Origin of the sequence: Solemya elarraichensis gill symbiont, assembly GCF_002021095.1 — a bacterium.
GTDB lineage: Bacteria > Pseudomonadota > Gammaproteobacteria > Chromatiales > Chromatiaceae.
Genome location: NZ_MPRK01000005.1, coordinates 1 through 22,496, shown reverse-complemented (window position 1 = coordinate 22,496; position 22,496 = coordinate 1). Strand labels below are relative to the sequence as shown.

The window sequence follows — 22,496 nt, the reverse complement described above, 5'->3', positions numbered from 1 at the left end:
TGGTTTCAAAGGAGTCGTTGTAGTGCGACAGGTTAACCCTGTCGAGATGACAGTGTGAATCGATCAGCCCCATGATTACATGGTATAGGTAGCAGATTCACTATCCAGCATGCCTGCCAGCAGATTCTCGATATTCAAGCGCAGACGACCATTGTCCTCTTCGCTGAACTGCACACCGACCCCTGGCACTCTCGAAACATATGATTTTGGCGTCACCCATACAACCTTTCCGGATGTAGGAAATTTCTGTTTTAAATCGGGCAATTTCACCATCAGAATAAGCTGGTCGCCGGGCACGTAGTCCTCATCAGTTTTGATAAAGAGCCCGCCGTTGGCAACAAAGGGCATGAAACAACGATATAGCTCTTCTCGATTATCGAATTCAGCCACCATCATCTTCTTGCCGCGACTATGTCTTTTCAGCATTACTCTCCCGCCTCCATTAATTCCAGCGCCAGGGTCTCGAACTGCATTTGTGCATTCAGGTTACGCAACCTGATACCCTGCTGCAGCGAGGATAATTTATCCAGCACACTAAAGAGTTTCACCGAATCCATTCGAGGAATCAAGTCTTTCAACCAACCAGCAAGCTCGCGGTCGTGCATCTGCATGATGCCCGATTCATTTGCTCGTGCCAGATCAAGTGTCCAGTGAAAAATCCAGTTGGCAATCATGCCGGTCTCATCCTTGCTCCAGGCCGTCCCGACCTCGACAAGGTTAGCCTTGCCAGAAAGCAGTGCGGCAAAGCGTCTCTTCTCCTCACGGTAACTATCCAGGCCATGCTGTTGTTTGAATTCGATCGCCTTGAGCGGTGCACCACGCACGCAATCAAGGAGCCCGGGCCATTCATCATCTGGCTGTTGTGCAGTCAGCCAGTCAATAGCCTCCTGCTTTCCCGGCAAGGGAAACATCAAGTGCTGGCAGCGCGAACGAATCGTTGCCGGCAGTTCCCATGGGGCATGGCTGACGAGCAGGATATGATTCCCCGGATTCGGTTCCTCGAGCGTCTTGAGCAGGCTGTTTGCTGCTGCCTGGTTCATCGCTTCCGCAGGTGAAATCAGTGCAATGCGGCAAGCTGCAGTCTGAGGGGTAAGCGCTGTAGAAGCGACAAAGGCGCGTATCTCGTCAACCCGAATCGTCTTGCTACCCTCCTCGGGCTCCATATCAACAAGATCAGGATGGTTGCCCGCCTTGAGCAACTGGCAGCCATGACAGCTACCGCAGGGCTCATAGTTGCGTGGCGAACTGCACAGCATGTAATTGGCGAACACACGTGCAAAGGCCTGCTTACCTGTTGAGCGAGGACCCTCCAGCAGGATTGCATGCGGCAGACGGCCTTTTGCATGGTAGCTACAGAGACGTTCCCACTGCTCTTGTTGCCAGGGAAAGCAGGACATTATGCAACGCCCAGAATTTCAGTCATGACCTCTGACAGCTGCTGCTGTACCTGCTCAAGTGGTTTCGACGCATCGATCACTTTGACGCGCTCTTTATGATGCTGTGCAATTTCCAGGTAAGCAGTGCGCACCCGTTCAAAGAAGTCATGACGCTCTTTTTCGAATCGATCTGGTGCCGATCGCTGGTTGGCGCGTGCCATACCGATATCGACCGGTAAATCCAGCAGCAGGGTCAGATCAGGTCGTACTTCCTCCTGCACGAAGTTCTCCAGCAGCCGGATCGATTCCATGTCAATTAGTCGCCCGCCACCCTGGTAAGCATAAGTTGCATCTGTAAAACGATCACAGATAACTGTTTTTCCTTCGGCCAGTGCTGGCAGTATTATTGCGTGCAAATGTTCGGCACGTGCTGCAAACATCATCAGCAATTCGGTCTTGTAGGACATGCCATCATGCTTGTGCCCCAGCAAAAGTTCGCGCAGCTGTTCACCTAGCTCGGTTCCACCGGGCTCACGTGTCATCACCAATTCATGTCCGTGCTTTTCTAGCAGTTCCTGCAAATAGGCAATATTACTGCTCTTGCCTGCGCCCTCGATGCCTTCAACCGTGATGAACAGCGCCTGTTCCGAACTCATTATTGGCTTCTCTGCTTGCGCCGCTGTATCTGATATTTATTCACTGCCCGGTTATGTTCTTTGAGGCTGGAGGAGAAGTAATGCCCGCCGTTTCCAGTAGCAACGAAATAGAGCGACTTGCCATCTGCCGGATGCAGGGCTGCATGAATCGCATCACGACCAGGCATGGCGATTGGTGTTGGTGGCCAGCCCGCACGCGTATAGGTGTTATAAGGCGTATCTTTCTTCAGGTCGCGGCGGCGGATGTTGCCGTCAAAATTGTCTATCCCGTAGATGACCGTCGGATCAGTCTGCAGCAGCATGCCTTTTTCGAGTCGCCTGGTGAAAACTCCGGCGATCTCTGCACGCTCTTCGGGCAACCCGGTCTCTTTCTCGATAATGGATGCCAGGATCAAGGCCTCGTAGGGCGTTTTCAGGGGCAAGCCTTCACTCTTTTGTTCCCACTCTTCAGCAAGATGATCCTGCATTGTCCCGTAGGCCCGCTGTAGAAACTCCCTGTCTGTTGTTTCACGCGGGAAAAGGTAGGTATCCGGGTAAAATTGCCCCTCGGGGTGCTGTCCCTGGAGTCCAATCGCTTCCATGAGTTGTTCGGTGCTGAGGCTCTCGGACAGAGTTTGTGTAATCATCGGATGGGTGCGAACCGACAATAACAACTGCTGAAAATTCCATCCTTCAATTATAGTCAGAGAGTACTCAATGACCTTGCCTTGCACCAACTGATCAAGCAGGCCTGTGGCCGTTGTGCCACCTGAAATATGGTATTCACCCGCCTTGATCCTGTTTGCATCTGCGCGTTCACGTGCCAACAGACGCAAGTAGAGTGGTTGACGCAAGATACCCTTGTCTGCCAGGTCATTCGCAATAGCGGTCAGCGTGGTACCCGGTTCAATTCGATAGTTAATCCCTTCATCCGAGAGTACCAGTGGCGCTTGTTGAAAACGCTGATAATCGTGCCATAGCCAGTAACCGGCTGCAGCACCTACAGCCAGCAGTACCAGTAACGCAATGATCACACCGCCCTGTTGCGGTGAATGTGTATGACTCTCAAGCCTCATGTTTCATCAGTTTCCTGTTGATTGTATCCAGCAGGTCATGCGAAATCGCATCCAGGCTGCACTCACGTCCCGCCAGTCGTCTGACAGGAACAATACCGTTGACTGCGTTGGTCAGGAATATCGCTTCCGCGCCTGACAACTCGTCGGGGATGACACGCACTTCCCTGCACGAGATTCCCAATACTGCTGCCTGCGCCATCACCTCTTCGCGCATCACTCCAGCAACACCACTGCGATCCAGCAGCGGGGTATGCAACTCACCCCCAATGACCCAGAAGAGGTTCGACATGACACCTTCAACTACAAATCCTTCGCTGTCACACACAACTGCCTCTCGACAATTGTTGGCTTCTGTTTCACGTGCTGTCAGCACCTGCTCAAGACGATTGAGGTGCTTGATGCCTGCAAGCGGTGAGCCGCTCGCAAGACGGGTTTCACATAAATGAATATCGATACCCGTTTCACGATCATGGCGACTGAAACCTGCCTGCTGGCGGAGGATGACAATTCTTTGCTCTCCTCCCTCAGCGGGACAATACCCTTTTCCGGCAGTTCCACGCGTGACAATCAGTTTGACAACACAACGGCCCGATTGCTCCCCATGATGATGAATTTCTTGCTCAATCTCATCTTTAATCTGCTGCTCTTGCGGCACTTCGAGGGCAAGCTTCTCGCAGCCTTTAGAGAGCCGTGTGTAATGACGCTGCCAAAGTGGCATCTCATGACCAATAACGGCGATGGTCTCGAAGAGGCCATCGCCGTATTGAAGTCCACGATCAAGCAATGAAACAGTGTCACACTGCCGACCGTTTACCAGCATCCCGATTAGTCGGTGAAGCGGCGAAACACAAGTGTCCCGTTGGTTCCACCAAAGCCGAATGAATTGGAGAGTGCGACATCGATTTTCAAATCACGTGCGGCATTTGGCACATAATCAAGATCACAGTCAGGATCAGGATTGTCGTGATTGATGGTTGGCGGCGCCACCTGGTCACGAATCGCAAGCGTGGTAAAAATCGCCTCAACACCACCGGCTGCACCAAGCATGTGTCCAACCATTGACTTCGTTGAGCTAACGCAGAGCTCTTTCGCATGCGCACCAAAAGCACCCTTGATGCCATTGGTCTCAGCCACATCACCTGCAGGCGTCGAAGTACCGTGTGCATTGATGTAATCGACCTCGTCGAGGTTGATGCCACCATCTTCCAGTGCCAGCTCCATACAACGGCCACCACCTGCGCCATTCGGAGAAGGTGCTGTCATGTGATGTGCATCAGAATTCATTGCACAACCGGCAATCTCGGCATAGATAGTCGCACCACGCGCCTTGGCGTGTTCGAGCTCTTCAACAACCATGACTCCTGCACCATCACTGAGAACGAAACCGTCACGGTCCTTATCCCATGGGCGGCTTGCTGCCGTCGGATCATCATTGCGCGTTGAGAGCGCACGTGCTGCAGCGAATCCGCCGATACCGATTGGTGTTGTCGTATACTCGGTGCCACCGGCAATCATAACGTCTGCCGTTCCATACTGGATCATACGCACCGCGTCAGCGATATTGTGTGCGCCGGTACTACAAGCAGAAACAATCGAGATATTAGGCCCCTTGAATCCATGCATGATCGAAAGATTACCGGCTACCATGTTGATGATTGCTGCAGGCACGAAGAAAGGAGAGATTTTGCGCGGTCCTTTTTCACGGAAAGCACCATAATTGTTCTCGATGGTATAAATACCACCAATGCCGGCACCGATGGCAACACCGATACGCTCTGCATTCTCCTCTGTAACTTCCAAGCCTGCATCTTTAATCGCCTGGATACCAGCTGCCATACCGTAATGGATAAAAGGATCCATTTTGCGGGCATCTTTTTTGGAGATATAGTCTGTGATATCAAAGTCAACAATAGTGCCGCCGAAACGCACACTGAACTCCGAGATATCAAAGTGTTCAATCGGACGAATTCCGCTGACACCAGCCTTGATATTTTCCCAGGACGTTGAAACGTCATTACCAACTGGCGTAACAAGACCCAGACCGGTTATCACTACCCTGCGTTGAGACATGTAGGACCCACCTCGTGGTATCAAATCAGCTTTTCACCATGGAAAAGCATAATTACAATTGAGGCCGCGCTCAACTGGAGCTGACGGCCTCTGGAATTTCTTTACCTGAATCGATCAGCTGGCGTTAGCGTTGATGAAATCAACAGCCTGCTTGACAGTGGTGATACCCTCTGCCTCTTCATCAGGAATTTCGGTCTCGAACTCTTCTTCAAGCGCCATAACCAGCTCGACAGTATCCAGAGAGTCGGCACCAAGATCGTCGACAAAAGAAGCTTCCAGGGTTACTTCGTCCTCTTTAACACCAAGTTGATCTACTACGATCTTGCGTACACGGTCTTCAACACTCATTCTCAGTTTCCTCTATATGGGGATTAAATCAAAATAATTAGCGTAATTGTATTGGGTCTTATCTGTTCGTCAACGCGGAAAATCCCTAACACGAGACACTTTCGCATAGTTTACCCGACATTTACGCCATATACATGCCTCCATTGACATGCAGGGTTTCACCTGTGACATAGGCGGCGCCATCGGATGCAAGAAATGCAACCACTGACGCAATCTCCTGTGGCTCGCCAAGGCGCGCCAACGGAATCGAAGCAAGCAACGCGTTGCGCTGCTCTTCCGGCAAATCACGCGTCATATCAGTATCGATAAAACCTGGCGCGACTGCGTTAACTGTAATACCACGGCTTCCCACCTCGCGCGCAAGCGACTTGGAAAAGCCGAAAATACCCGCCTTGGCGGCTGAATAGTTTGTCTGGCCCGGATTACCGGATGCGCCAACCACGGAGGCTATATTGATGATACGACCAGTTTTCGCCTTCATCATGCCACGTAAACAGGCTTTTGACACGCGAAATACAGATGTCAGATTGGTATCCATAATCGACTGCCACTCATCCTCTTTCATACGCATGAGCAGGTTGTCGCGGGTAATGCCGGCATTGTTGACCAACACGGTCGGCACACCGAAGTCAGCGTTGATGGTTTTGATTGCCGAGTCAACGGACTCCTGGTCGGTAACGTTGAGACAGAGTCCACGCCCCTCGATACCCTGTTCTGAAAGATATGCTGAAATCGCCTCGGCACCCTTATCAGTCGTTGCCGTACCGATAACAGTCAATCCTGCGCGGCCAAGTTCCTCGGCAATTGCGCGCCCAATACCACGGCTGGCGCCCGTTACAAGTGCAATTTTTTGTTCAGACATCAAGACTCTCCATCAATTTTTCCAGGCTTGCCGGATCAAACAGCGGCATGGCATCCAGCTTGCGGTCGATACGTCGCGCAAGACCAGTCAGCACCTTTCCGGGACCCGCTTCAACCAGCAGCGAGACACCATCAGACTGCATGCGCTGTACTGTCTCGGTCCAGCGAACTGGCGAGTAAAGCTGTTCAACCAGCATCTGGCGTATGCCGTCGGCGGCGTCAGCAACTGCAACATTAACATTATGTATCACGGGAATCGCGGGCATGGAAACCTCGATTCCCGACAGTACTTCGGCAAGCTGTTCAGCAGCCGGCTTCATCAGGGCACAGTGAGAAGGGACACTTACCGGCAACGGCAATGCACGCTTTGCACCCGCCTCCTTGGCAGCTTCTATGGCACGAGCCACGGCTTCTGCATGACCGGCAATGACAACCTGACCGGGCGAATTAAAGTTAACCGCCTCGACAACCTCTTCTCCGGCCGCATCAGCACACACCTGGCGAACAGCGTCATCATCGAGTCCGAGAACAGCTGCCATCGCACCAACACCCTCGGGTACGGACTGCTGCATCAGACGGCCGCGCTCGGCAACCAGCTTGATCGCGTCCGTGAACTGCAGCGAACCACTACAGGTCAGTGCTGAATATTCACCCAGGCTGTGACCAGCCATAACGACGGGATCACTCCCGCCCTGCTGTTTCCACACGCGCCACGCTGCAACGCCTGCAGCCAGCATAGCCGGCTGGGTATTATGTGTCTGGTTGAGATCCGATTCCGGGCCGTCCTGTACGAGTTTCCACAAGTCGAAACCCAGCCCGTCTGACGCCTCGGCAAAGGTCTCTGCCACGACAGGGTAGGCTGCCTGCAGGTCTGCAAGCATGCCTATTGACTGCGAGCCCTGCCCCGGGAATAGAAATGCAATCTGCTGTGTCATTGTTCTTGTCTGTTCTTGCTGTTTATTGTCGATTCAGAATTTGAGTAATGCCGAACCCCAGGTAAAACCACCGCCGAAAGCTTCCAGCAGTACAGTCTCTCCCCGCTGTATTCGTCCATCGCGCACAGCCACGTCCAGTGCAAGCGGAACTGATGCTGCCGACGTGTTGCCGTGCTGGGAGACGGTCATAACGACATGATCCATATCCATTCGCAATTTGCGTGCTGTCGCCTGGATTATGCGGGTATTTGCCTGGTGCGGAACCAGCCAGTCGATATCCGACTTCTCCATGTTGTTCGCTGCAAGGGTCTCATCGACAATACGTCCAAGCGTATTGACCGCCATGCGGAATACCTCATTGCCTTTCATCTCGACGTAGGCGGTACCATTAAGCACCGCGTCGTAATCGGTCGAAATACCAGCCGGTACGTGTAGCAGGTTCTCATATGAACCATCAGCATGCAGGTGAGTGGAGAGAATACCCGGCTCATCGCTGGCCTCGAGCACAACTGCTCCGGCACCATCACCAAACAGGACACAGGTACCGCGATCATTCCAGTTAAGAATGCGTGAAAAAGTCTCAGCACCAACGACCAGCGCCTTGCGGGCGGTTCCACTACGAATAAATTGGTCAGCCACACCCAGTGCGTAGACAAAACCGGTGCACACGGCCTGGATGTCGAATGCAGCACAGCCATGGATATCAAGGCGCTGTTGCAGCAGACAGGCAGTCGACGGGAAGACCTTGTCAGGGGTTGTGGTCGCAACCACGATCAGGTCGATATCACCTGCAGAAACGCCTGCCATCTCCATCGCCTTGCGAGAAGCATGTTCAGCCAGGTCACAGGTGGTCTCGCCTTCAGCAGCAATATGGCGCTTCTCGATCCCGGTGCGTTCGCGAATCCACTGGTCAGTGGTATCAACGAGCTTCTCGAGATCGTGGTTGGTGAGTATGTTTTCGGGCAAATAACCGCCCGTTCCGGCAATCCTTGAGTAAATCAAGCTTCACTCCCTGGCAGCAGGTGTGCCTCGACTTTCTTTTCTATTCTACGTGGGATATCTGTATGCACAGCCTTGTCCGCAATTTTGATCGCGTTACCGAAAGAGAGTACGTCGGCGCCTCCGTGGCTCTTGATAACAATACCGTTGAGGCCCAACAGGTTTGCTCCATTGTAACTACGCGGATCGATGCGTGTACCGAAATTTTTCAGTATCGGCATCGCCACCAGTGCGGCCAGCCTGGTGAAGAGACTCTTCTTGAAACCGGCCTTGAGATAGTGGCTGATCATCTTGGCGACACCCTCGGAGGCTTTGAGCGCGACATTTCCTACAAAACCGTCTGCCACAACCAGGTCGACCGAACCGTCATAGATGTTATCCCCTTCGACGTAACCTATATAGTTGAGATCACTGCCGGAAAGGAGCTCATGCGCTTTCTTGACCTGCTCGTTGCCCTTGATCTCCTCTTCGCCAATATTCAGCAAGCCGACAGTCGGAGAGGTTTTTCCATCAAGTGCAGCAATCTGCTCAGCGCCCATCACGGCAAATTGGAAAAGATGTTTGGCACTCGAATCGACGTTAGCACCGAGATCAAGCATCCAGGTATGGCTTTTGGTGTTGGGGAGTGCTGAGATGATCGCGGGGCGATCAACATGCGGCAGCATTTTCAGAACAAAACGTGCGGTGGCCATCAGGGCGCCTGTATTACCGGCACTGACACAGGCATCCGCCTCGCCAGACTTGACCAGGTCAATGGCGACTCGCATCGAGGAGTCTTTTTTTCTGCGCAGGGCTTGTGATGGCAGTTCATCCATACCAACAATCTCGCTGGCATGATGAATGCGGATGCGATTGCAGCCTGCAGGCATGGCATCCTTGATAACGTCTTCCTGGCCGACGAGGATCAGCTCGACAGCAGGATTTGATGCAACGTAGGCGCAGGCAGCTGGAACCACGACAGGAACGCCGTGGTCGCCTCCCATGGCATCCAGTGCAATGCGTACCATCCCTTCAGACGGGGCCGCAGAAGAGGCCATGAGGTGGGTTCTTAACCCTTGTCGACTACTTTACGTCCGCGATAAAAACCATCAGCGGAAACATGGTGACGCAGGTGTGTCTCGCCCGAAGTTGGGTCGACAGACAGTGTCTCTTTCTTCAGGCCATCATGTGAACGACGCATACCGCGCTTTGACGGTGTTTTACGATTCTGTTGTACTGCCATTGTTCTCTCCTGACTAACGGATTAGTCGTTACTCTTTTTAAGCTGTGCGAGAACATCAAATGGATTCTCTTGCACCGCTTCTGTTTCCAATTCTTCGCCACTTTCTGTTGTTGCCGCTTCACAATCAATGTGACGCGGAACTGCCGGAATAGCCAGTAGCAACTCGTCTTCGACAAGCTGTAGCAGGTTGACACGCTCCTCTTCAGGAATCAGCGGATCAAACTCCGGCTCCAGGTTTTCAGCCTCGTCGAATCCCTGTACGACAACCAGTGAAACCCTGGCATCGACGCTCAGATCAACGGGCTCCATGCAGCGCTGACACTGCAATAGCAATACCCCTTCCACCCTGCCTTCAAGCAACGGACGGTGACGGGTATCGCGGGAAAACCGGAACCTGAAGTCAACAGCCCCGTCCTGTTTGGCCAGCAGCGGCGCGAGACGCTCGAATCGATCGAGCCTGACGCTTCCGCTGCAGCTACTCTCCTGGCTTGCAAAACGCTCAGGATCGACAAGTTCGGGACACTGTGGCGACATAGGGGCGCAATAGTATTGCAACACCCTGTTTTTGTCAAAAGAAATCAACGAGTTTCGCCTAAAAAACTGCGAGCGTGGATTCTGATGAAGTGCAACCCCCGCGAAAGCGGGGATTCAGATTAAAAACACTTGCAGGTCAGCCACCTACAACCGCAAGCAATACACCGGCAGCAACAGCGGAGCCGATGACACCAGCCACGTTTGGTCCCATTGCATGCATCAGCAGGAAGTTATGTGGATTTGACTCAAGCCCAACCTTATTCGCGACTCGCGCGGCCATCGGCACAGCCGAAACTCCTGCAGCACCAATGAGTGGATTGACCTTGCCGCCACTTAACTTGCACAGTGCCTTACCCATCAGCACGCCTGTAGCAGTTCCTATCATGAAGGCTACCGCACCAAGGGCCAGGATACCGAGAGTCTCGACACTGAGAAATTTATCTGCAGAGAGCTTTGAGCCGACGGAAAGGCCGAGGAAAATCGTAACGATATTGATAATCTCGTTCTGTGCAGCCTTGCTGAGGCGATCGACAACCCCACTCTCCTTGAGCAGGTTACCAAACATCAGCATACCGATGAGTGGTGCAGCCGAAGGCAGAAACAGGATAGTCAGTACCAGTACCGAGAAGGGGAAGAAGATCTTCTCCAGCTTGCTGACCGGGCGCAGCTGACTCATGACAATGCCACGCTCCGCTTCGGTGGTCAGCGCCCTCATGATCGGCGGCTGAATGATTGGTACCAGTGCCATGTATGAATAGGCAGCAACCGCGATTGCACCAAGCAGATCAGGCGCCAGCTTGGAAGCCAGGAAGATAGCCGTTGGGCCGTCAGCGCCACCGATAATCGCGATGGCTGATGCATCTGCCAGGCTGAATTCAAAGCCGGGAACCAGGTTCAGTGCAAGTGCACCGAGCAGGGTAGCAAAAATACCAAATTGCGCGGCAGCACCTAGAAACAGCGTCTTGGGCATTGCGATCAGCGCACTGAAATCTGTCAACGCGCCAACCCCCATGAAAATCAGCAGCGGAGCAACACCGCTTGCAACTGCAGCCTGGTAGAACTGGTTGAGCATCCCGTCTGAATAGCCAAGATCGCTCGCTAACTGCACTCCCGAGAGGTGCATAGCCGCACCCGCCTTTTTCCAGGCCGCGCCAATTTCGTCAACCGGCACCTGTAACGCGGTAGCAAGCAGCTCCTTGTGCACCTGCGACCCATAATGAATGAGTTGTTCGACTGCACTGTCAGCAAGCCCTGAAACCGGAATATTGGCGAGAATCGCACCAAAACCGATCGGCAACAGCAGCAAAGGCTCGAATCCGCGTGCAATCGCAAGGTAGATCAGCAGCGAACCGATAAACATCATCAGCAACTGCCCCCATGCAAAGTTGGCTATCCCCATCGATAGCCAGAGCGCTTCAAAACCTTCCATCAGCTGAGTACCAGCAGCGTTTCACCGACTTGCACAGAGTCGCCTTCCTTGACAGTAACTGCTGTAACCGTACCGTCCCTGGGCGCGCGCACTTCGGTTTCCATTTTCATCGCTTCGAGGATCATGATGACATCACCGTCATTGACCAGGTCCCCGGTGGTGACATTGATCTTGTAGATGTTACCTGCCAGCGGCGATGGAATATCTTCACTAACACCACCAGCTGCGGGTACCGGAGCAGCTGCAGGCGCAGTTGCAGTCTGCACGCTGGTGACCGCCCCGCCAGGACCTACTACAACATCGTAAGTTACGCCGTTAACGCTGACAGACAATGCTTCCGGTTCAACAGCACTCTTCGCAGAAGCAGTTGCCTGTGCAGTCGCTGCAGCTGCATCTTCGAGGGTTGGAACCGGCTCGAAGGCATCCGGGTTATTACGGTTTTCAAGGAATTTGAGGCCAATCTGCGGGAACTGGGCATAAATCAGTACATCATCTTCAATACTGTCTGCAAGATCGATACCTTTCTCATCGGCGATCTCTTGTAACTCATCGGTAAGCTTGTCAAATTCCGCTTCGATAAGATCGGCCGGACGACAGGTAATCAGCTCTCCACCTTCCAGGACACGCGCCTGAAGCTCAGCATTGACCGGAGCCGGAGATACACCGTATTCGCCTTTCAGAATTCCCGCGGTCTCTTTGGAAATCGACTTGTAGCGCTCGCCAGTCAGGACATTCAATACAGCCTGGGTACCAACAATCTGGCTGGTTGGCGTGACCAGTGGAATATAGCCAAGATCCTTGCGAACTTCAGGGATTTCCTTGAGCACATCATCAAACTTGTCTGCCGCACCCTGCTCTTTCAACTGGCCTTCCATATTGGTCAGCATGCCGCCAGGAACCTGTGCAGTAAGAATGCGCGAATCGATGCCTCTCAAAGAGCCTTCAAATTTTGCATACTTCTTGCGAATTTCACGGAAGTAAGCAGAAATTTCTTCGAGCAACCCGAGATCAAGACCCGTGTCACGCTCAGTATCCTGCATGATTGCAACAACCGATTCAGTTGCCGAGTGTCCATAAGTCATCGCCATTGAAGAGATAGACGTATCAACAACATCAACCCCGGCTTCAGCAGCTTTTACATGTGTCGCGGTGCTCATGCCCGTGGTGGCGTGAGAGTGCAAGGCGATAGGAATATCCAGCGCATCCTTGAGCTTGGTTACCAGCTCGACAGCCACATATGGCTTAAGCAGGCCCGCCATATCCTTGATACAGATTGAGTGACAGCCAAGGTCCTCTATCTGCCTGGCCATATCAACATATCCGTCAATCGAGTGAACCGGACTTGTTGTATAAGAGATTGTTCCTTGTGCATGCTTACCTACCTTGAGAGTTGCTTTGACTGCAGTCTCAAGATTGCGAACATCGTTCATCGCATCAAAGATACGGTAAACATCCATGCCGTTCTCTGCTGAACGCTCAACAAAACGTTCAACAACATCATCTGCATAGTGCCGGTAACCCAGTATATTCTGGCCTCTCAGCAACATTTGCATTGGTGTATTTGGCATCGCCTCTTTCAACAGGCGCAGACGCTCCCACGGGTCTTCTCCGAGAAAACGGATGCAGGCATCAAATGTAGCGCCACCCCAGGTCTCCAGGGACCAGAAACCGACCTGGTCAAGCTTCTCGGCAATCGGAAGCATGTCCTCTATACGAAGACGGGTTGCGAAAAGGGACTGGTGAGCGTCACGAAGGACGTTATCGGTGATTCCGAGTTTTTTCTGTGTCATGGTCGTTATCCACTTGGTTTTAATTATGTCGCTTGCGCCAGACAGCTACTGCTGCCGCGATGACTGGAATGATATTGGCATCAACTCCGCTATCGCGAACTGGTGTCCGCGTCGGCTGCGCCTCTTCCTCGCCGCCGATAGTAATGGCCAGCCAGCTCATTGCTTTCATTGCCGTGACCAGTATGGTCAGGAAAATAAAGACACTTCCCATGCCCAGCAACATCAGCTGTGCACCGTCCATCATGAGATCTGATACCTGCATTCCCATTACCTCCCAGTCACAAAATAGAGTTGACCGAACCTTGCCGGCATCGTCATTCAATACCGCCCGCCAGTCATCAGTGTGGGTTATTCAAAACCAAATTTCGTTGCACTGCAACATTTTTTAACTTTTTAGTCAGACAATCGTCCTAATCTAAACCCGGTTTTTCAGGCGTTTTTCGCTGACCGACAGATAGTTTACTCAATTACTGCAAAGATTTCACATTCCGTCTGAATGGCAGAAATACTCTCTCTTGTTTGAGTTAATAGTTTGGCCAACCGCTGCCACGCTCCCAGCTGATCTGAATGCCTGCGCTGTCTCCTGCTTGTATGTCGGCGACAGCAATCAGTTCTCCACCTCTGAACAGCAAGGGTATACGCTCCCTGAGCCATGCAGGCACGTCATGCGTATTGAACACTGTTTTCAGATCGCGATGCATACCACCCTGCAGCAGACGTTCACCACCGCAACGGAAACCAACCTCGAGCGGCATATCAAATTGATTACCAGTCGAGCGCAGGATGCCCAGATCTGCCGGTAGCTGCAACGGCTCATTGCCATTCCATTGTGTACGCCAGCGGATATCGTGCTGTGGCAGGAGCTGGTGTGCAATGAGGCGATCCGTATGACGGCCGATGAAAAGATCACTCCAGGTAAATACGGGCTGACGGTCACCAGTCGCCTTTAACTGCTTCAGAAGCTCATACAGTCTTGCTCTTGGCAGTGATGCAAAGCCACGTGACTCACACCACTTTCTGACTAGCATCGCCTGCATCTTCTTATCGTGCTCAAGCAGTTTTGGGAGAAGCAAACAAGCCTGTTCATTCATACATACGGCGAGCTCTTCTTCTACCTGCTTGCCAAGCAGTTCATCTGACTCCTGCAACAGTCCGGCGCTGGTTGCCAGGCTATCTGAAGCAGCTGGCCAGCGCTGCTGAAGCAATGGGATAACAGAGTGGCGTACAAAATTTCTGTCCAGCGATTCATCCAGGTTGCTCGGGTCATCAATCCATTCAAGCTCTCTCTTTTCCGCATATTCAAGTAGTTGTTGACGTGAGCAATCGAGCAGTGGACGCATCAGCCACCCGTCGGTAAAGGGTCTCAGCAACGGCATACCGGCAAGTCCACGCAGACCGGATCCGCGCATCAGGTTAAGCAGCAGCGTCTCCGCCTGGTCATCTAGATGATGTGCAGAGAGCAGCACATCCCCCGGCTCCATGATTCCGGCAATCGCATCGTAACGAGCCTGTCGTGCTGACGCCTCGGGACCATCTTCTTTTCCAACCTCTACCGTGAGGATGCTCAATTCGACATCGTGACTGTCACACACCTGCTGACATTGATCTGCCCATGCAGCTGCGTGCGGATGAATCTGATGATTGACATGCACGGCAATGAACTGAGCCGGAAGCAGTGACTGCCTGATTGCCACAAGTGCATCCAGCAACACGATTGAATCGACACCACCGGAAAGCGCCAGCAAAAAACGCCCCGTCGGGGGCGCTTTTTCGATCACCTGCAGCAGTTGCTGCGGATTGAAGGTGTCACCCCTCTTCAAAACGCCCATACTCCATGATGCGCTTGTAACGCAGTTCAAGCAGCTCTTCACTGTCTATCGACTCAACCCGTTCGAGCGCTTCCAGTAGTGAGGCCTTGAGGGATTTCGCCATGGCATCCGGATTACGATGCGCACCACCAAGTGGTTCGTCGATGATCGTGTCGATCAAACCGAGCTCTTTGAGCTTGTCCGAGGTGATCGCCATGGCATCGGCTGCAAGTGATGCCTTATCGGCATCCTTCCACAGAATCGAGGCGCACCCTTCTGGCGAAATAACTGAATACGTGCTGTACTGGAGCATTTGCACCCGGTCTCCAACACCGATTGCGAGCGCACCGCCGGAACCACCCTCTCCGATCACAGTACAAATAACCGGTACACGCAGGCGCGCCATTTCGCGCAGGTTGCGTGCGATTGCCTCGCTCTGCCCACGCTCTTCAGCTCCAACACCGGGATAGGCACCCGGGGTATCGATAAAGGTAAAAATCGGAAGCTCGAAGCGTTCTGCCAGCTCCATCACGCGTAGCGCTTTGCGATATCCTTCCGGACGAGGCATACCAAAGTTACGATGCAGCTTTTCCTTGGTATCGCGCCCTTTCTGATGGCCAATCAGTACAACTGAACGTTCGCCGATACGACCAATGCCGGCAATGATCGCAGGGTCATCTGCATAGGCACGATCGCCATGCAGCTCTTCGAAATCATCAACAATGCGTTCGATGTAATCAAGAAAATAAGGGCGCAAAGGATGACGCGCCACCTGGGAAATCTGCCATGGCGTGAGGCTGGAGAAAATCGTACCTGTCAGCTCGCTACTCTTGGTTTCCAGCCTGGTGATTTCATCCTGTATATTTATTTCGGCGTCAGTATCAACCTGGCGCAACTCTGCGATTTTCGCCTCGAGTTCGGCGATCGGTTGTTCGAAATCTAGAAAATTGAGATCCATAGGGTGAACTATACAGAAGTTTCAGCAAGTGCGGAATCCTGCATTTCGCTATAGCCGAGATGAACAGATTCGTCTCCAAGTGTCCTTCTCAATGTTTGCAACAGCGCCTCCTTCGGATGGAGGCTCCACTGCTCGCCCAGCAGCAGGCTACCCTTGTAGTGATCGCTTCTGTAATCAAGACAGACACGACTGTTACCACCACAGTAAGGCTGCATGAACTGCATGAGAGATTCCACAAATGGCGCCGGAGTCTCACCTACCTTGCGCCACTGGCTCTCTTCAATCACAAGGTATAGCTGTCGACAGGAGAGCTGGCGTGCTTCTTCAAGCAGCACTGCGTTGTCGGCGCGGATACTGATCGCATCCCGGTAAGCGTCATAGGAGAGCGTGCCTTCAATCAGCAGCATGTTGCCGTTCACCAACAGTTCCCCAAGCCGCTCCAGGGCATCGGAAAAAAAGGCGATGTCGCAGCGACCTTTGCCATCCTCAAGCAGTACGCTTGCCATGGTGCCGCGCTGTGTTTCGCGCCTGTTGATTGCGGTTACAAGCCCCGCGAGCCGAACTCGCTCGCCACGCCCTTTCTCCTTGGGCGGAGCAGCCGCCTCCAGCTGCTGCAGGCGACGTACGCCGAGCGCATCCAGGTCTGTCTCGTAGGCATCCATTGGATGACCGCTGAGATAGAGCCCGAGTGTCTCCAGCTCACCTTGCAGTAGAATCTCGTTCTTCCACTCATCATGCGACGGCAAAATACTTTCATCCATCGATGGCTGTTCACTGTCGTCCGATCCCATGCCAAACAGGTCGTCCTGCCCAGCTGCATCCATGGCATGTTGTTGTTCAGCCATTTTCAACGCCATCGGGATTTGTGCTGAAAGCGTTGCCCGGTTGGAACCAAAACTCTCCATTGCACCGGAACGAATCAGGGACTCCAGAACACGGCGGTTAACCTTTGTCAGGTCAATACGCTGGCACATGTCAAACAGATCCCTGTAACCTTTCTCACCACGGCAAGTAACTATCTCCTCGATAGCCGCCTCGCCGACACCCTTGATCGCACCCAGTCCATAGACAACTTCGCCTTCGCTACTCACCGTGAAGTAATAGGCAGAACTGTTAACATCGGGTGGTAGCAGCTTCAGCTCTAGTTGCTTGCACTCCTCGACAAATATTTTGACCTTGTCTGTCGAATCCATATCCGAGGAGAGCACTGCAGCCATGAACTCAGCCGTGTAGTGCGTCTTGAGCCACAGTGTCTGGTAGGAAACCAGTGCATAGGCAGCAGAGTGCGACTTGTTGAAACCATAGCCGGCAAATTTCTCCATCAGGTCGAAGATATAGGTGGAGACTTCCTCGTCGACATCATTTTCCGTTGCGCCCTGGAGGAATATCTCACGCTGCTTGGCCATCTCTTCGGGCTTTTTCTTGCCCATTGCACGACGCAGCAGGTCGGCGCCGCCGAGGGTGTAGCCTGCAAGATCCTGGGCGATCTGCATAACCTGCTCCTGGTAGAGAATGACACCGTATGTCGAACGCAGAATCGGCTCCAGCGTCGGGTGCGCGTATTCGACCTGCGCACGCCCATGCTTTCGGTTGATGAAGTCATCTACCATGCCAGACTGCAACGGGCCGGGACGGAACAGTGCAACCAGTGCGGTGATATCGTCAAAGTTATCCGGCTGCAGCTTGCGAATCAGCTCCTGCATGCCGCGTGATTCAAGCTGGAATACCGCTGTCGTATGTCCGGTCTTGAGCAGCTTGAAAGCCTCGGCATCATCCATCGGGATTTTGGCGATATCAAGTGCTGCTTCACCCTCCTTTTTGCGGTGCCGGTTAACGTGACCAATTGACCAGTCGATGATCGTCAGGGTACGCAAGCCGAGGAAGTCGAACTTGACCAGGCCCACTGCCTCGACATCATCCTTGTCGAACTGGGTCACGAGGTTGGCGCCGCCAGCTTCACAGTAGAGTGGCGTGAAATCCGTCAGTACTGTTGGCGCGATCACCACGCCACCGGCATGCTTGCCAGCGTTTCTGGAAATCCCCTCCAGCTTCAAGGCCATGTCGATCAGTTGCCTGACCTCCTCATCCTCTTCGTAGGCCTGGCGAAACTCGGGGTTTTCATCCATCGCCTTTGTCAGCGTCATGCCAACCTCGAAGGGAACCAGCTTGGCAACCCTGTCAACAAATCCGTATGGGTGCCCGAGTACACGTCCGACATCACGCACCACCGCCTTGGCGGCCATCGAACCGTAGGTAATAATTTGCGATACCGAGTCGCGTCCGTAAGTCTGCGCCACGTAATCGATTACGCGGTCACGGTTATCCATGCAGAAATCGATATCGAAGTCAGGCATGGAGACACGTTCGGGATTGAGGAAGCGCTCGAACAGCAAATCATATTCAATTGGATCGAGATCAGTAATCTTGAGCGCATAGGCAACCAGTGAACCGGCACCTGAACCACGCCCGGGACCAACAGGTATGGCGTTATCCTTGGCCCACTGGATGAAGTCGGCAACGATCAGAAAGTAGCCGGGGAATCCCATCTGGTTGATGACGTCGAGCTCAATCTGCAGGCGCTCGTCGTAAGGCGCCCGCTGCGCGTCAATCTCCTCCGGATTATCGGCATAAATAGTTTGCAGACGTTCATCGAGCCCCTTCCTGGAGATATCTGCAAAATACTCTCCTGTGGTCACCCCCTCCGGGATCGGAAACTCCGGCAGGTAGTTCTTGCCCAGGGTTAACTGAAGGTTACAGCGCCTGGCAATCTCGACACTGTTGTGCAACGCCTCGGGGATATCGGCAAACAGCTCGCACATCTCATCTTCGCTGCGCAGGTACTGCTGCTCGGTATAGAGATGGGGACGCCGTGAGTCATCCAGTGTGCGGCCTTCATGAATACACACTCTGACCTCGTGCGCATCGTAATCCTGCTTGTCGATGAAACGTACGTCATTGAGCGCGACCAGCGGAACCTGTTCCTTTGAAGAGAGCGCAACCATGGCATGCACAGCCTCCTCTTCATTAGGCCGGCCTGTACGGCTCACACCAAGGTAGAGCGATCCGGGAAACCAACTGCGCCACTCGGCAAGACTCTGCCCGGCCTCCTGTTCCTTACCGGCAAGCAGCAACTGTCCGATATCACTGTCGAAACAGGGAAGAATGGCAATCAGGCCATCTGCCGCCTCGTCGAGCCAATCACGTTCAATCATTGGCACACCGAGATGCTGCCCCTCACGGTATGCACGCGAGATCAGACGATTCAGGTTGAGGTAGCCTGCCTGGTTCCTGACCAGCAGCAGCAACCTGTCGGGGTGGCTCGCATCTTCTTCATTATGTATCAGCAGGTCGACACCGATGATCGGCTTGACCCCGGCGGCCAGTGCCGCACGGTAAAACTTGACCATGGCGAAGAGATTGGAACGGTCAGTCATCGCGACAGCAGCCATGCCATGCTGTGAAGCTTTCGCAGCCAGCGGCTTGATACGCACCAGTCCATCGACAAGTGAATATTCAGAATGAATGCAGAGATGGACGAACCTTGGTTCCATTACGATCAAATAGCCTGGTAGATATCCAATTACGGGAGGCTTTTATTTTGCGTTGCCAGCGTCATAGCTTCAAGATAATTTTTTTTGGAGTCGCTGATGTGTTTCCTGATGGCCGAGACGGAACTTTTACGGGATGATATGGAAGGCGGCTCACGCAGGGAATGGCATTGTCCTTGGCAAGTGAGCCAACGCCTCAGATCGCCCGAAAAAGTCCGTCCCAACGGGTTTGAGCCAATTGACGCGCTCGCTGCGTTGTGCAGCTCGCCGTATAGCGATGGCATGCGGCCTTCGCAGCACGCCTTGCGATCATTGTCAATTGATCTCAAACTCGGCTCACCAGGAAACACATCAGCGGCTCCCGTCTAACGCTTTCCGCACGGGCGAAAAAGAGCGGCGGTGAATTGGCGTAACACCAAGGCTTTGCAGTGCCTCGATGTGCACTTTTGTCGGATAGCCCTTGTGCGATGCAAAACCGTATCCCGGGTAACAGGCCTCCATTTCCACCATCTCCGCGTCGCGTGTCACCTTCGCCAGGATTGAAGCTGCTGCGATCTCTGCGTGCAGACTGTCGCCCTTGACGATCGCTTCTGCCGTGCAATTCAGTCCCGGCGGAATGCGATTGCCATCAATCAGTGCGAGCGCAGGGACGATGGGCAATGTCTCAATCGCTCGTCGCATTGCCAGCATGGTTGCATGCAGTATATTCAACTCATCGATCTCGGCGACTTCTGCACGCGCAAGGGACCAGCAGAGTGACTTTTCGCGGATCTCATCAGCCAGGTAATCACGGCGTTTCGCTGTCAGCTTTTTTGAGTCATCAAGACCGATGATCTCGATATCAGGATGAAGGATGACGGCAGCCGTCACGACCGGCCCGGCAAGCGGGCCACGTCCAACCTCGTCAACACCACAAACCAAAGTCTCAGACATGACTATCGGCATATCCTAGCTGATCAAGCACCGCCTCAGCCGCAGATGCCGCTGCATCACGGCGCAATTGCAGGTGAATTTCTGCATAGCGTTGCTCAATACCTGAAGTATGTTCGTCGTTCCCGAACATCTGCAATACCGCCGGTGTCATCAACTCTGCACGACAACGCTTCTGAATGAACTCAGGTGCGAGCATCTCCCCACACAGCAGGTTCGCAATTGCGACGTAGGGAATCTTGATCATCCTGAAGAGCCTGATGAGTGCATAGGTCAACACATTGAGCCGGTAACCGACCACCATTGGTCGCTTACTCAGAAGCCCTTGCAATGTTGCCGTTCCTGATGCCAAAAGTACGACATCGGCAGCGGCCATGACATCTGCCGCATGCCGATCAACCAGGATGAGTTTCAAATGCGTTTGAAATGGTGCTGCCTTCTCTTCAAACAGGCTGCGTGTTATCTTGTTAACCAGCGGAACCACAACATGTAACCCCTCAAGCTGATCGGAAACCTCGACTGCTGTTTGCAGAAACGGGCCTGCAATGCGCTCAACCTCACCAGACCGGCTACCCGGAAGCAGTGCAAGAATCCTTGCGTGCTCCGGCAAACCCAGTCTTTCCCTGGCTGCTCTCCTGTCAGGCTCCATCGGCAGTTGATCTGCCATTGGATGTCCGACATAGGTAGCCGCAACGTCATGTTCGTGCAGAAAACTCTCTTCAAATGGAAACAGACAGAGCACCATGTCGACTGATGCACGTATTTTAGTCACACGCTTCTGTTTCCACGCCCACACGGTTGGAGAGACATACTGAATTGTCCTGATACCTTCAGATTTCAAGGCTCGGGCAAGACCAAGATTAAAGTCGGGAGCATCAATGCCGATAAAAATATCCGGTTTCTGAGCGATGAGCCAGTCGCGCAAATTTCTGCGTAGTTTCAGTAGTTCTGGCAAGCGCGGCAGGACTTCAAAAATACCCATAACGGAGAGTTTCTCCAACGGGATCCTGCTATGGAGCCCTGCGGCGGCCATTTCCGGACCACCAACACCAATAAAGCTGATATCTGCATGACGGGATTTCAGCGCTACCATCAGCGCGGCACCAAGCAGATCACCTGACGGCTCTGCGGCAACCACGGCTATCGTCAAAGGCATCAGCGAACGATGCTGCGTTGGGAATTTTCCAGGAAACTGACCAGTGATTCGAGTGCTGCAACTCCGTAGGCAGTTGATGCAATCGCAGTGATTGCATCGTCCAGTTTCCTGCCACTCAGATAGAGTGTCTTGTAGGCATTTTTAATTGCACGAATTGTCTCCGGTTCAAAACCACGTCGCTTGAGGCCTTCACTGTTAATCCCATGAGGTTGAGCAGGATTACCGCTCACAAGGGTATAGGGAGGAACATCACGGTTCACACCACTACCCATGCCTGCAAAGGCGTGCTGCCCAATACGGCAGAACTGGTGTACCAGGGTAAAGCCGCTAAGGATGACATGATCCTCGACAGTGACGTGGCCAGCCAGTGACGCGCCATTCGAGAGAATCACGTGATCTCCAACAAGGCAGTCGTGAGCGACATGAGTCGATACCATCAACAGGTTATCACTGCCGATACGCGTCAATCCCCTGTCCTGGGTTGTTCCACGATGCAGGGTTGCATATTCACGGATGGTGTTGCGATCACCTATTTCAAGCCGTGTCGGCTCACCTTTATACTTGAGGTCCTGGCATGCTTCACCAACCGATGCAAACTGGTAAATTCTGTTATCAGCCCCAATGCGCGTAGGACCCTGGATCACCACGTGCGGACCTATCACGCTACCGGAGCCAATCTCCACGTCAGCGCCGATGATGCTGTAGGCACCCACCTCAACATCATCTGCAAGACTTGCTTCCGGAGCTACAATCGCTGTTGGATGAATCACACGTCTGTTCCGCTAGTGGATGATCCAGGAATCAGATTTCACGTGCCGTAC

At 53.1% G+C, this 22,496-nt stretch carries 22 protein-coding genes; all 22 read right to left on the bottom strand.

The window, feature by feature from the left end; all coding sequences use genetic code 11:
- Positions 1–75: 75 nt before the first annotated feature.
- Positions 76–426 (bottom strand): PilZ domain-containing protein, encoded by a 351-nt coding sequence (locus BOW51_RS00770; RefSeq protein ID WP_078475971.1) that lies wholly within the window; start codon positions 424–426, stop codon positions 76–78.
- Positions 426–1,397, bottom strand: coding sequence for a DNA polymerase III subunit delta' (locus tag BOW51_RS00765; RefSeq protein ID WP_078475970.1), 972 nt, complete (start codon positions 1,395–1,397; stop codon positions 426–428). Before BOW51_RS00765 ends, BOW51_RS00770 begins: the two co-directional genes overlap by 1 nt.
- Positions 1,397–2,032 (bottom strand): dTMP kinase, encoded by a 636-nt coding sequence (tmk, locus tag BOW51_RS00760; RefSeq protein WP_078475969.1) that lies wholly within the window; start codon positions 2,030–2,032, stop codon positions 1,397–1,399. Before tmk ends, BOW51_RS00765 begins: the two co-directional genes overlap by 1 nt.
- Positions 2,032–3,087: an endolytic transglycosylase MltG gene (gene mltG / locus BOW51_RS00755; RefSeq protein WP_078475968.1), complete on the bottom strand. Its 1,056-nt coding sequence runs from the start codon at positions 3,085–3,087 to the stop codon at positions 2,032–2,034. The genes tmk and mltG overlap by 1 nt, the downstream gene beginning before the upstream one ends.
- Positions 3,077–3,907, bottom strand: coding sequence for an aminodeoxychorismate lyase (gene pabC / locus BOW51_RS00750; protein ID WP_078475967.1), 831 nt, complete (start codon positions 3,905–3,907; stop codon positions 3,077–3,079). Before pabC ends, mltG begins: the two co-directional genes overlap by 11 nt.
- Before the next feature lie 5 nt (positions 3,908–3,912).
- Positions 3,913–5,157 carry a beta-ketoacyl-ACP synthase II gene (fabF, locus tag BOW51_RS00745; RefSeq protein ID WP_078475966.1) on the bottom strand — a complete coding sequence of 415 codons (1,245 nt, stop codon included), beginning with the start codon at positions 5,155–5,157 and terminating at the stop codon, positions 3,913–3,915.
- A gap of 114 nt (positions 5,158–5,271) precedes the next feature.
- Positions 5,272–5,505, bottom strand: coding sequence for an acyl carrier protein (acpP, locus tag BOW51_RS00740; protein WP_078475965.1), 234 nt, complete (start codon positions 5,503–5,505; stop codon positions 5,272–5,274).
- Positions 5,506–5,626: 121 nt separating this feature from the next.
- Positions 5,627–6,367, bottom strand: coding sequence for a 3-oxoacyl-ACP reductase FabG (gene fabG / locus BOW51_RS00735; RefSeq protein WP_078475964.1), 741 nt, complete (start codon positions 6,365–6,367; stop codon positions 5,627–5,629).
- Positions 6,360–7,301, bottom strand: coding sequence for an ACP S-malonyltransferase (fabD, locus tag BOW51_RS00730; RefSeq protein ID WP_078475963.1), 942 nt, complete (start codon positions 7,299–7,301; stop codon positions 6,360–6,362). Before fabD ends, fabG begins: the two co-directional genes overlap by 8 nt.
- Before the next feature lie 33 nt (positions 7,302–7,334).
- Positions 7,335–8,303 carry a beta-ketoacyl-ACP synthase III gene (locus BOW51_RS00725; RefSeq protein WP_078475962.1) on the bottom strand — a complete coding sequence of 323 codons (969 nt, stop codon included), beginning with the start codon at positions 8,301–8,303 and terminating at the stop codon, positions 7,335–7,337.
- Positions 8,300–9,307: a phosphate acyltransferase PlsX gene (plsX, locus tag BOW51_RS00720; RefSeq protein ID WP_078475961.1), complete on the bottom strand. Its 1,008-nt coding sequence runs from the start codon at positions 9,305–9,307 to the stop codon at positions 8,300–8,302. Before plsX ends, BOW51_RS00725 begins: the two co-directional genes overlap by 4 nt.
- Positions 9,308–9,348: 41 nt before the next feature.
- Positions 9,349–9,522: a 50S ribosomal protein L32 gene (gene rpmF / locus BOW51_RS00715; RefSeq protein ID WP_043115869.1), complete on the bottom strand. Its 174-nt coding sequence runs from the start codon at positions 9,520–9,522 to the stop codon at positions 9,349–9,351.
- 21 nt (positions 9,523–9,543) lie between these two features.
- Positions 9,544–10,104, bottom strand: coding sequence for a YceD family protein (locus BOW51_RS00710; RefSeq protein ID WP_135567984.1), 561 nt, complete (start codon positions 10,102–10,104; stop codon positions 9,544–9,546).
- A gap of 88 nt (positions 10,105–10,192) precedes the next feature.
- Positions 10,193–11,485, bottom strand: coding sequence for a sodium ion-translocating decarboxylase subunit beta (locus tag BOW51_RS00705; protein WP_078475959.1), 1,293 nt, complete (start codon positions 11,483–11,485; stop codon positions 10,193–10,195).
- Positions 11,485–13,275, bottom strand: coding sequence for a sodium-extruding oxaloacetate decarboxylase subunit alpha (gene oadA / locus BOW51_RS00700; RefSeq protein ID WP_078475958.1), 1,791 nt, complete (start codon positions 13,273–13,275; stop codon positions 11,485–11,487). The genes BOW51_RS00705 and oadA overlap by 1 nt, the downstream gene beginning before the upstream one ends.
- 19 nt (positions 13,276–13,294) lie before the next feature.
- Positions 13,295–13,537 carry an OadG family protein gene (locus BOW51_RS00695; RefSeq protein ID WP_167367195.1) on the bottom strand — a complete coding sequence of 81 codons (243 nt, stop codon included), beginning with the start codon at positions 13,535–13,537 and terminating at the stop codon, positions 13,295–13,297.
- A gap of 262 nt (positions 13,538–13,799) precedes the next feature.
- Positions 13,800–15,095, bottom strand: coding sequence for a tRNA lysidine(34) synthetase TilS (gene tilS, locus BOW51_RS00690; RefSeq protein WP_167367194.1), 1,296 nt, complete (start codon positions 15,093–15,095; stop codon positions 13,800–13,802).
- Positions 15,082–16,041 (bottom strand): acetyl-CoA carboxylase carboxyl transferase subunit alpha, encoded by a 960-nt coding sequence (accA, locus tag BOW51_RS00685; protein ID WP_078475955.1) that lies wholly within the window; start codon positions 16,039–16,041, stop codon positions 15,082–15,084. The genes tilS and accA overlap by 14 nt, the downstream gene beginning before the upstream one ends.
- Positions 16,042–16,049: 8 nt before the next feature.
- Positions 16,050–19,592: a DNA polymerase III subunit alpha gene (gene dnaE, locus BOW51_RS00680; protein WP_078475954.1), complete on the bottom strand. Its 3,543-nt coding sequence runs from the start codon at positions 19,590–19,592 to the stop codon at positions 16,050–16,052.
- A 348-nt stretch (positions 19,593–19,940) separates the two neighbouring features.
- Entirely contained in the window at positions 19,941–20,522 is a 582-nt protein-coding gene (gene rnhB, locus BOW51_RS00675) for a ribonuclease HII (protein ID WP_078475953.1), read from the bottom strand.
- Positions 20,515–21,675, bottom strand: a complete 1,161-nt coding sequence (gene lpxB / locus BOW51_RS00670) for a lipid-A-disaccharide synthase (protein WP_078475952.1) — start codon at positions 21,673–21,675, stop codon at positions 20,515–20,517. Before lpxB ends, rnhB begins: the two co-directional genes overlap by 8 nt.
- A complete protein-coding gene (gene lpxA, locus BOW51_RS00665) occupies positions 21,675–22,445 on the bottom strand; it encodes an acyl-ACP--UDP-N-acetylglucosamine O-acyltransferase (RefSeq protein ID WP_078475951.1) in 771 nt (256 codons plus the stop codon). The genes lpxB and lpxA overlap by 1 nt, the downstream gene beginning before the upstream one ends.
- Positions 22,446–22,496: the final 51 nt, after the last annotated feature.

Excerpts from the sequence above, each read along its gene's own strand:
- BOW51_RS00770 (WP_078475971.1), bottom strand. The coding sequence starts at position 426 with ATGCTGAAAAGACATAGTCGCGGCAAGAAGATGATGGTGGCTGAATTC.
- BOW51_RS00765 (WP_078475970.1), bottom strand. The coding sequence starts at position 1,397 with ATGTCCTGCTTTCCCTGGCAACAAGAGCAGTGGGAACGTCTCTGTAGC.
- tmk (WP_078475969.1), bottom strand. The coding sequence starts at position 2,032 with ATGAGTTCGGAACAGGCGCTGTTCATCACGGTTGAAGGCATCGAGGGC.
- mltG (WP_078475968.1), bottom strand. The coding sequence starts at position 3,087 with ATGAGGCTTGAGAGTCATACACATTCACCGCAACAGGGCGGTGTGATC.
- pabC (WP_078475967.1), bottom strand. The coding sequence starts at position 3,907 with ATGCTGGTAAACGGTCGGCAGTGTGACACTGTTTCATTGCTTGATCGT.
- fabF (WP_078475966.1), bottom strand. The coding sequence starts at position 5,157 with ATGTCTCAACGCAGGGTAGTGATAACCGGTCTGGGTCTTGTTACGCCA.
- acpP (WP_078475965.1), bottom strand. The coding sequence starts at position 5,505 with ATGAGTGTTGAAGACCGTGTACGCAAGATCGTAGTAGATCAACTTGGT.
- fabG (WP_078475964.1), bottom strand. The coding sequence starts at position 6,367 with ATGTCTGAACAAAAAATTGCACTTGTAACGGGCGCCAGCCGTGGTATT.
- fabD (WP_078475963.1), bottom strand. The coding sequence starts at position 7,301 with ATGACACAGCAGATTGCATTTCTATTCCCGGGGCAGGGCTCGCAGTCA.
- plsX (WP_078475961.1), bottom strand. The coding sequence starts at position 9,307 with ATGGTACGCATTGCACTGGATGCCATGGGAGGCGACCACGGCGTTCCT.
- rpmF (WP_043115869.1), bottom strand. The coding sequence starts at position 9,522 with ATGGCAGTACAACAGAATCGTAAAACACCGTCAAAGCGCGGTATGCGT.
- BOW51_RS00705 (WP_078475959.1), bottom strand. The coding sequence starts at position 11,485 with ATGGAAGGTTTTGAAGCGCTCTGGCTATCGATGGGGATAGCCAACTTT.
- oadA (WP_078475958.1), bottom strand. The coding sequence starts at position 13,275 with ATGACACAGAAAAAACTCGGAATCACCGATAACGTCCTTCGTGACGCT.
- BOW51_RS00695 (WP_167367195.1), bottom strand. The coding sequence starts at position 13,537 with ATGCAGGTATCAGATCTCATGATGGACGGTGCACAGCTGATGTTGCTG.
- accA (WP_078475955.1), bottom strand. The coding sequence starts at position 16,041 with ATGGATCTCAATTTTCTAGATTTCGAACAACCGATCGCCGAACTCGAG.
- dnaE (WP_078475954.1), bottom strand. The coding sequence starts at position 19,592 with ATGGAACCAAGGTTCGTCCATCTCTGCATTCATTCTGAATATTCACTT.
- rnhB (WP_078475953.1), bottom strand. The coding sequence starts at position 20,522 with ATGTCTGAGACTTTGGTTTGTGGTGTTGACGAGGTTGGACGTGGCCCG.
- lpxB (WP_078475952.1), bottom strand. The coding sequence starts at position 21,675 with ATGCCTTTGACGATAGCCGTGGTTGCCGCAGAGCCGTCAGGTGATCTG.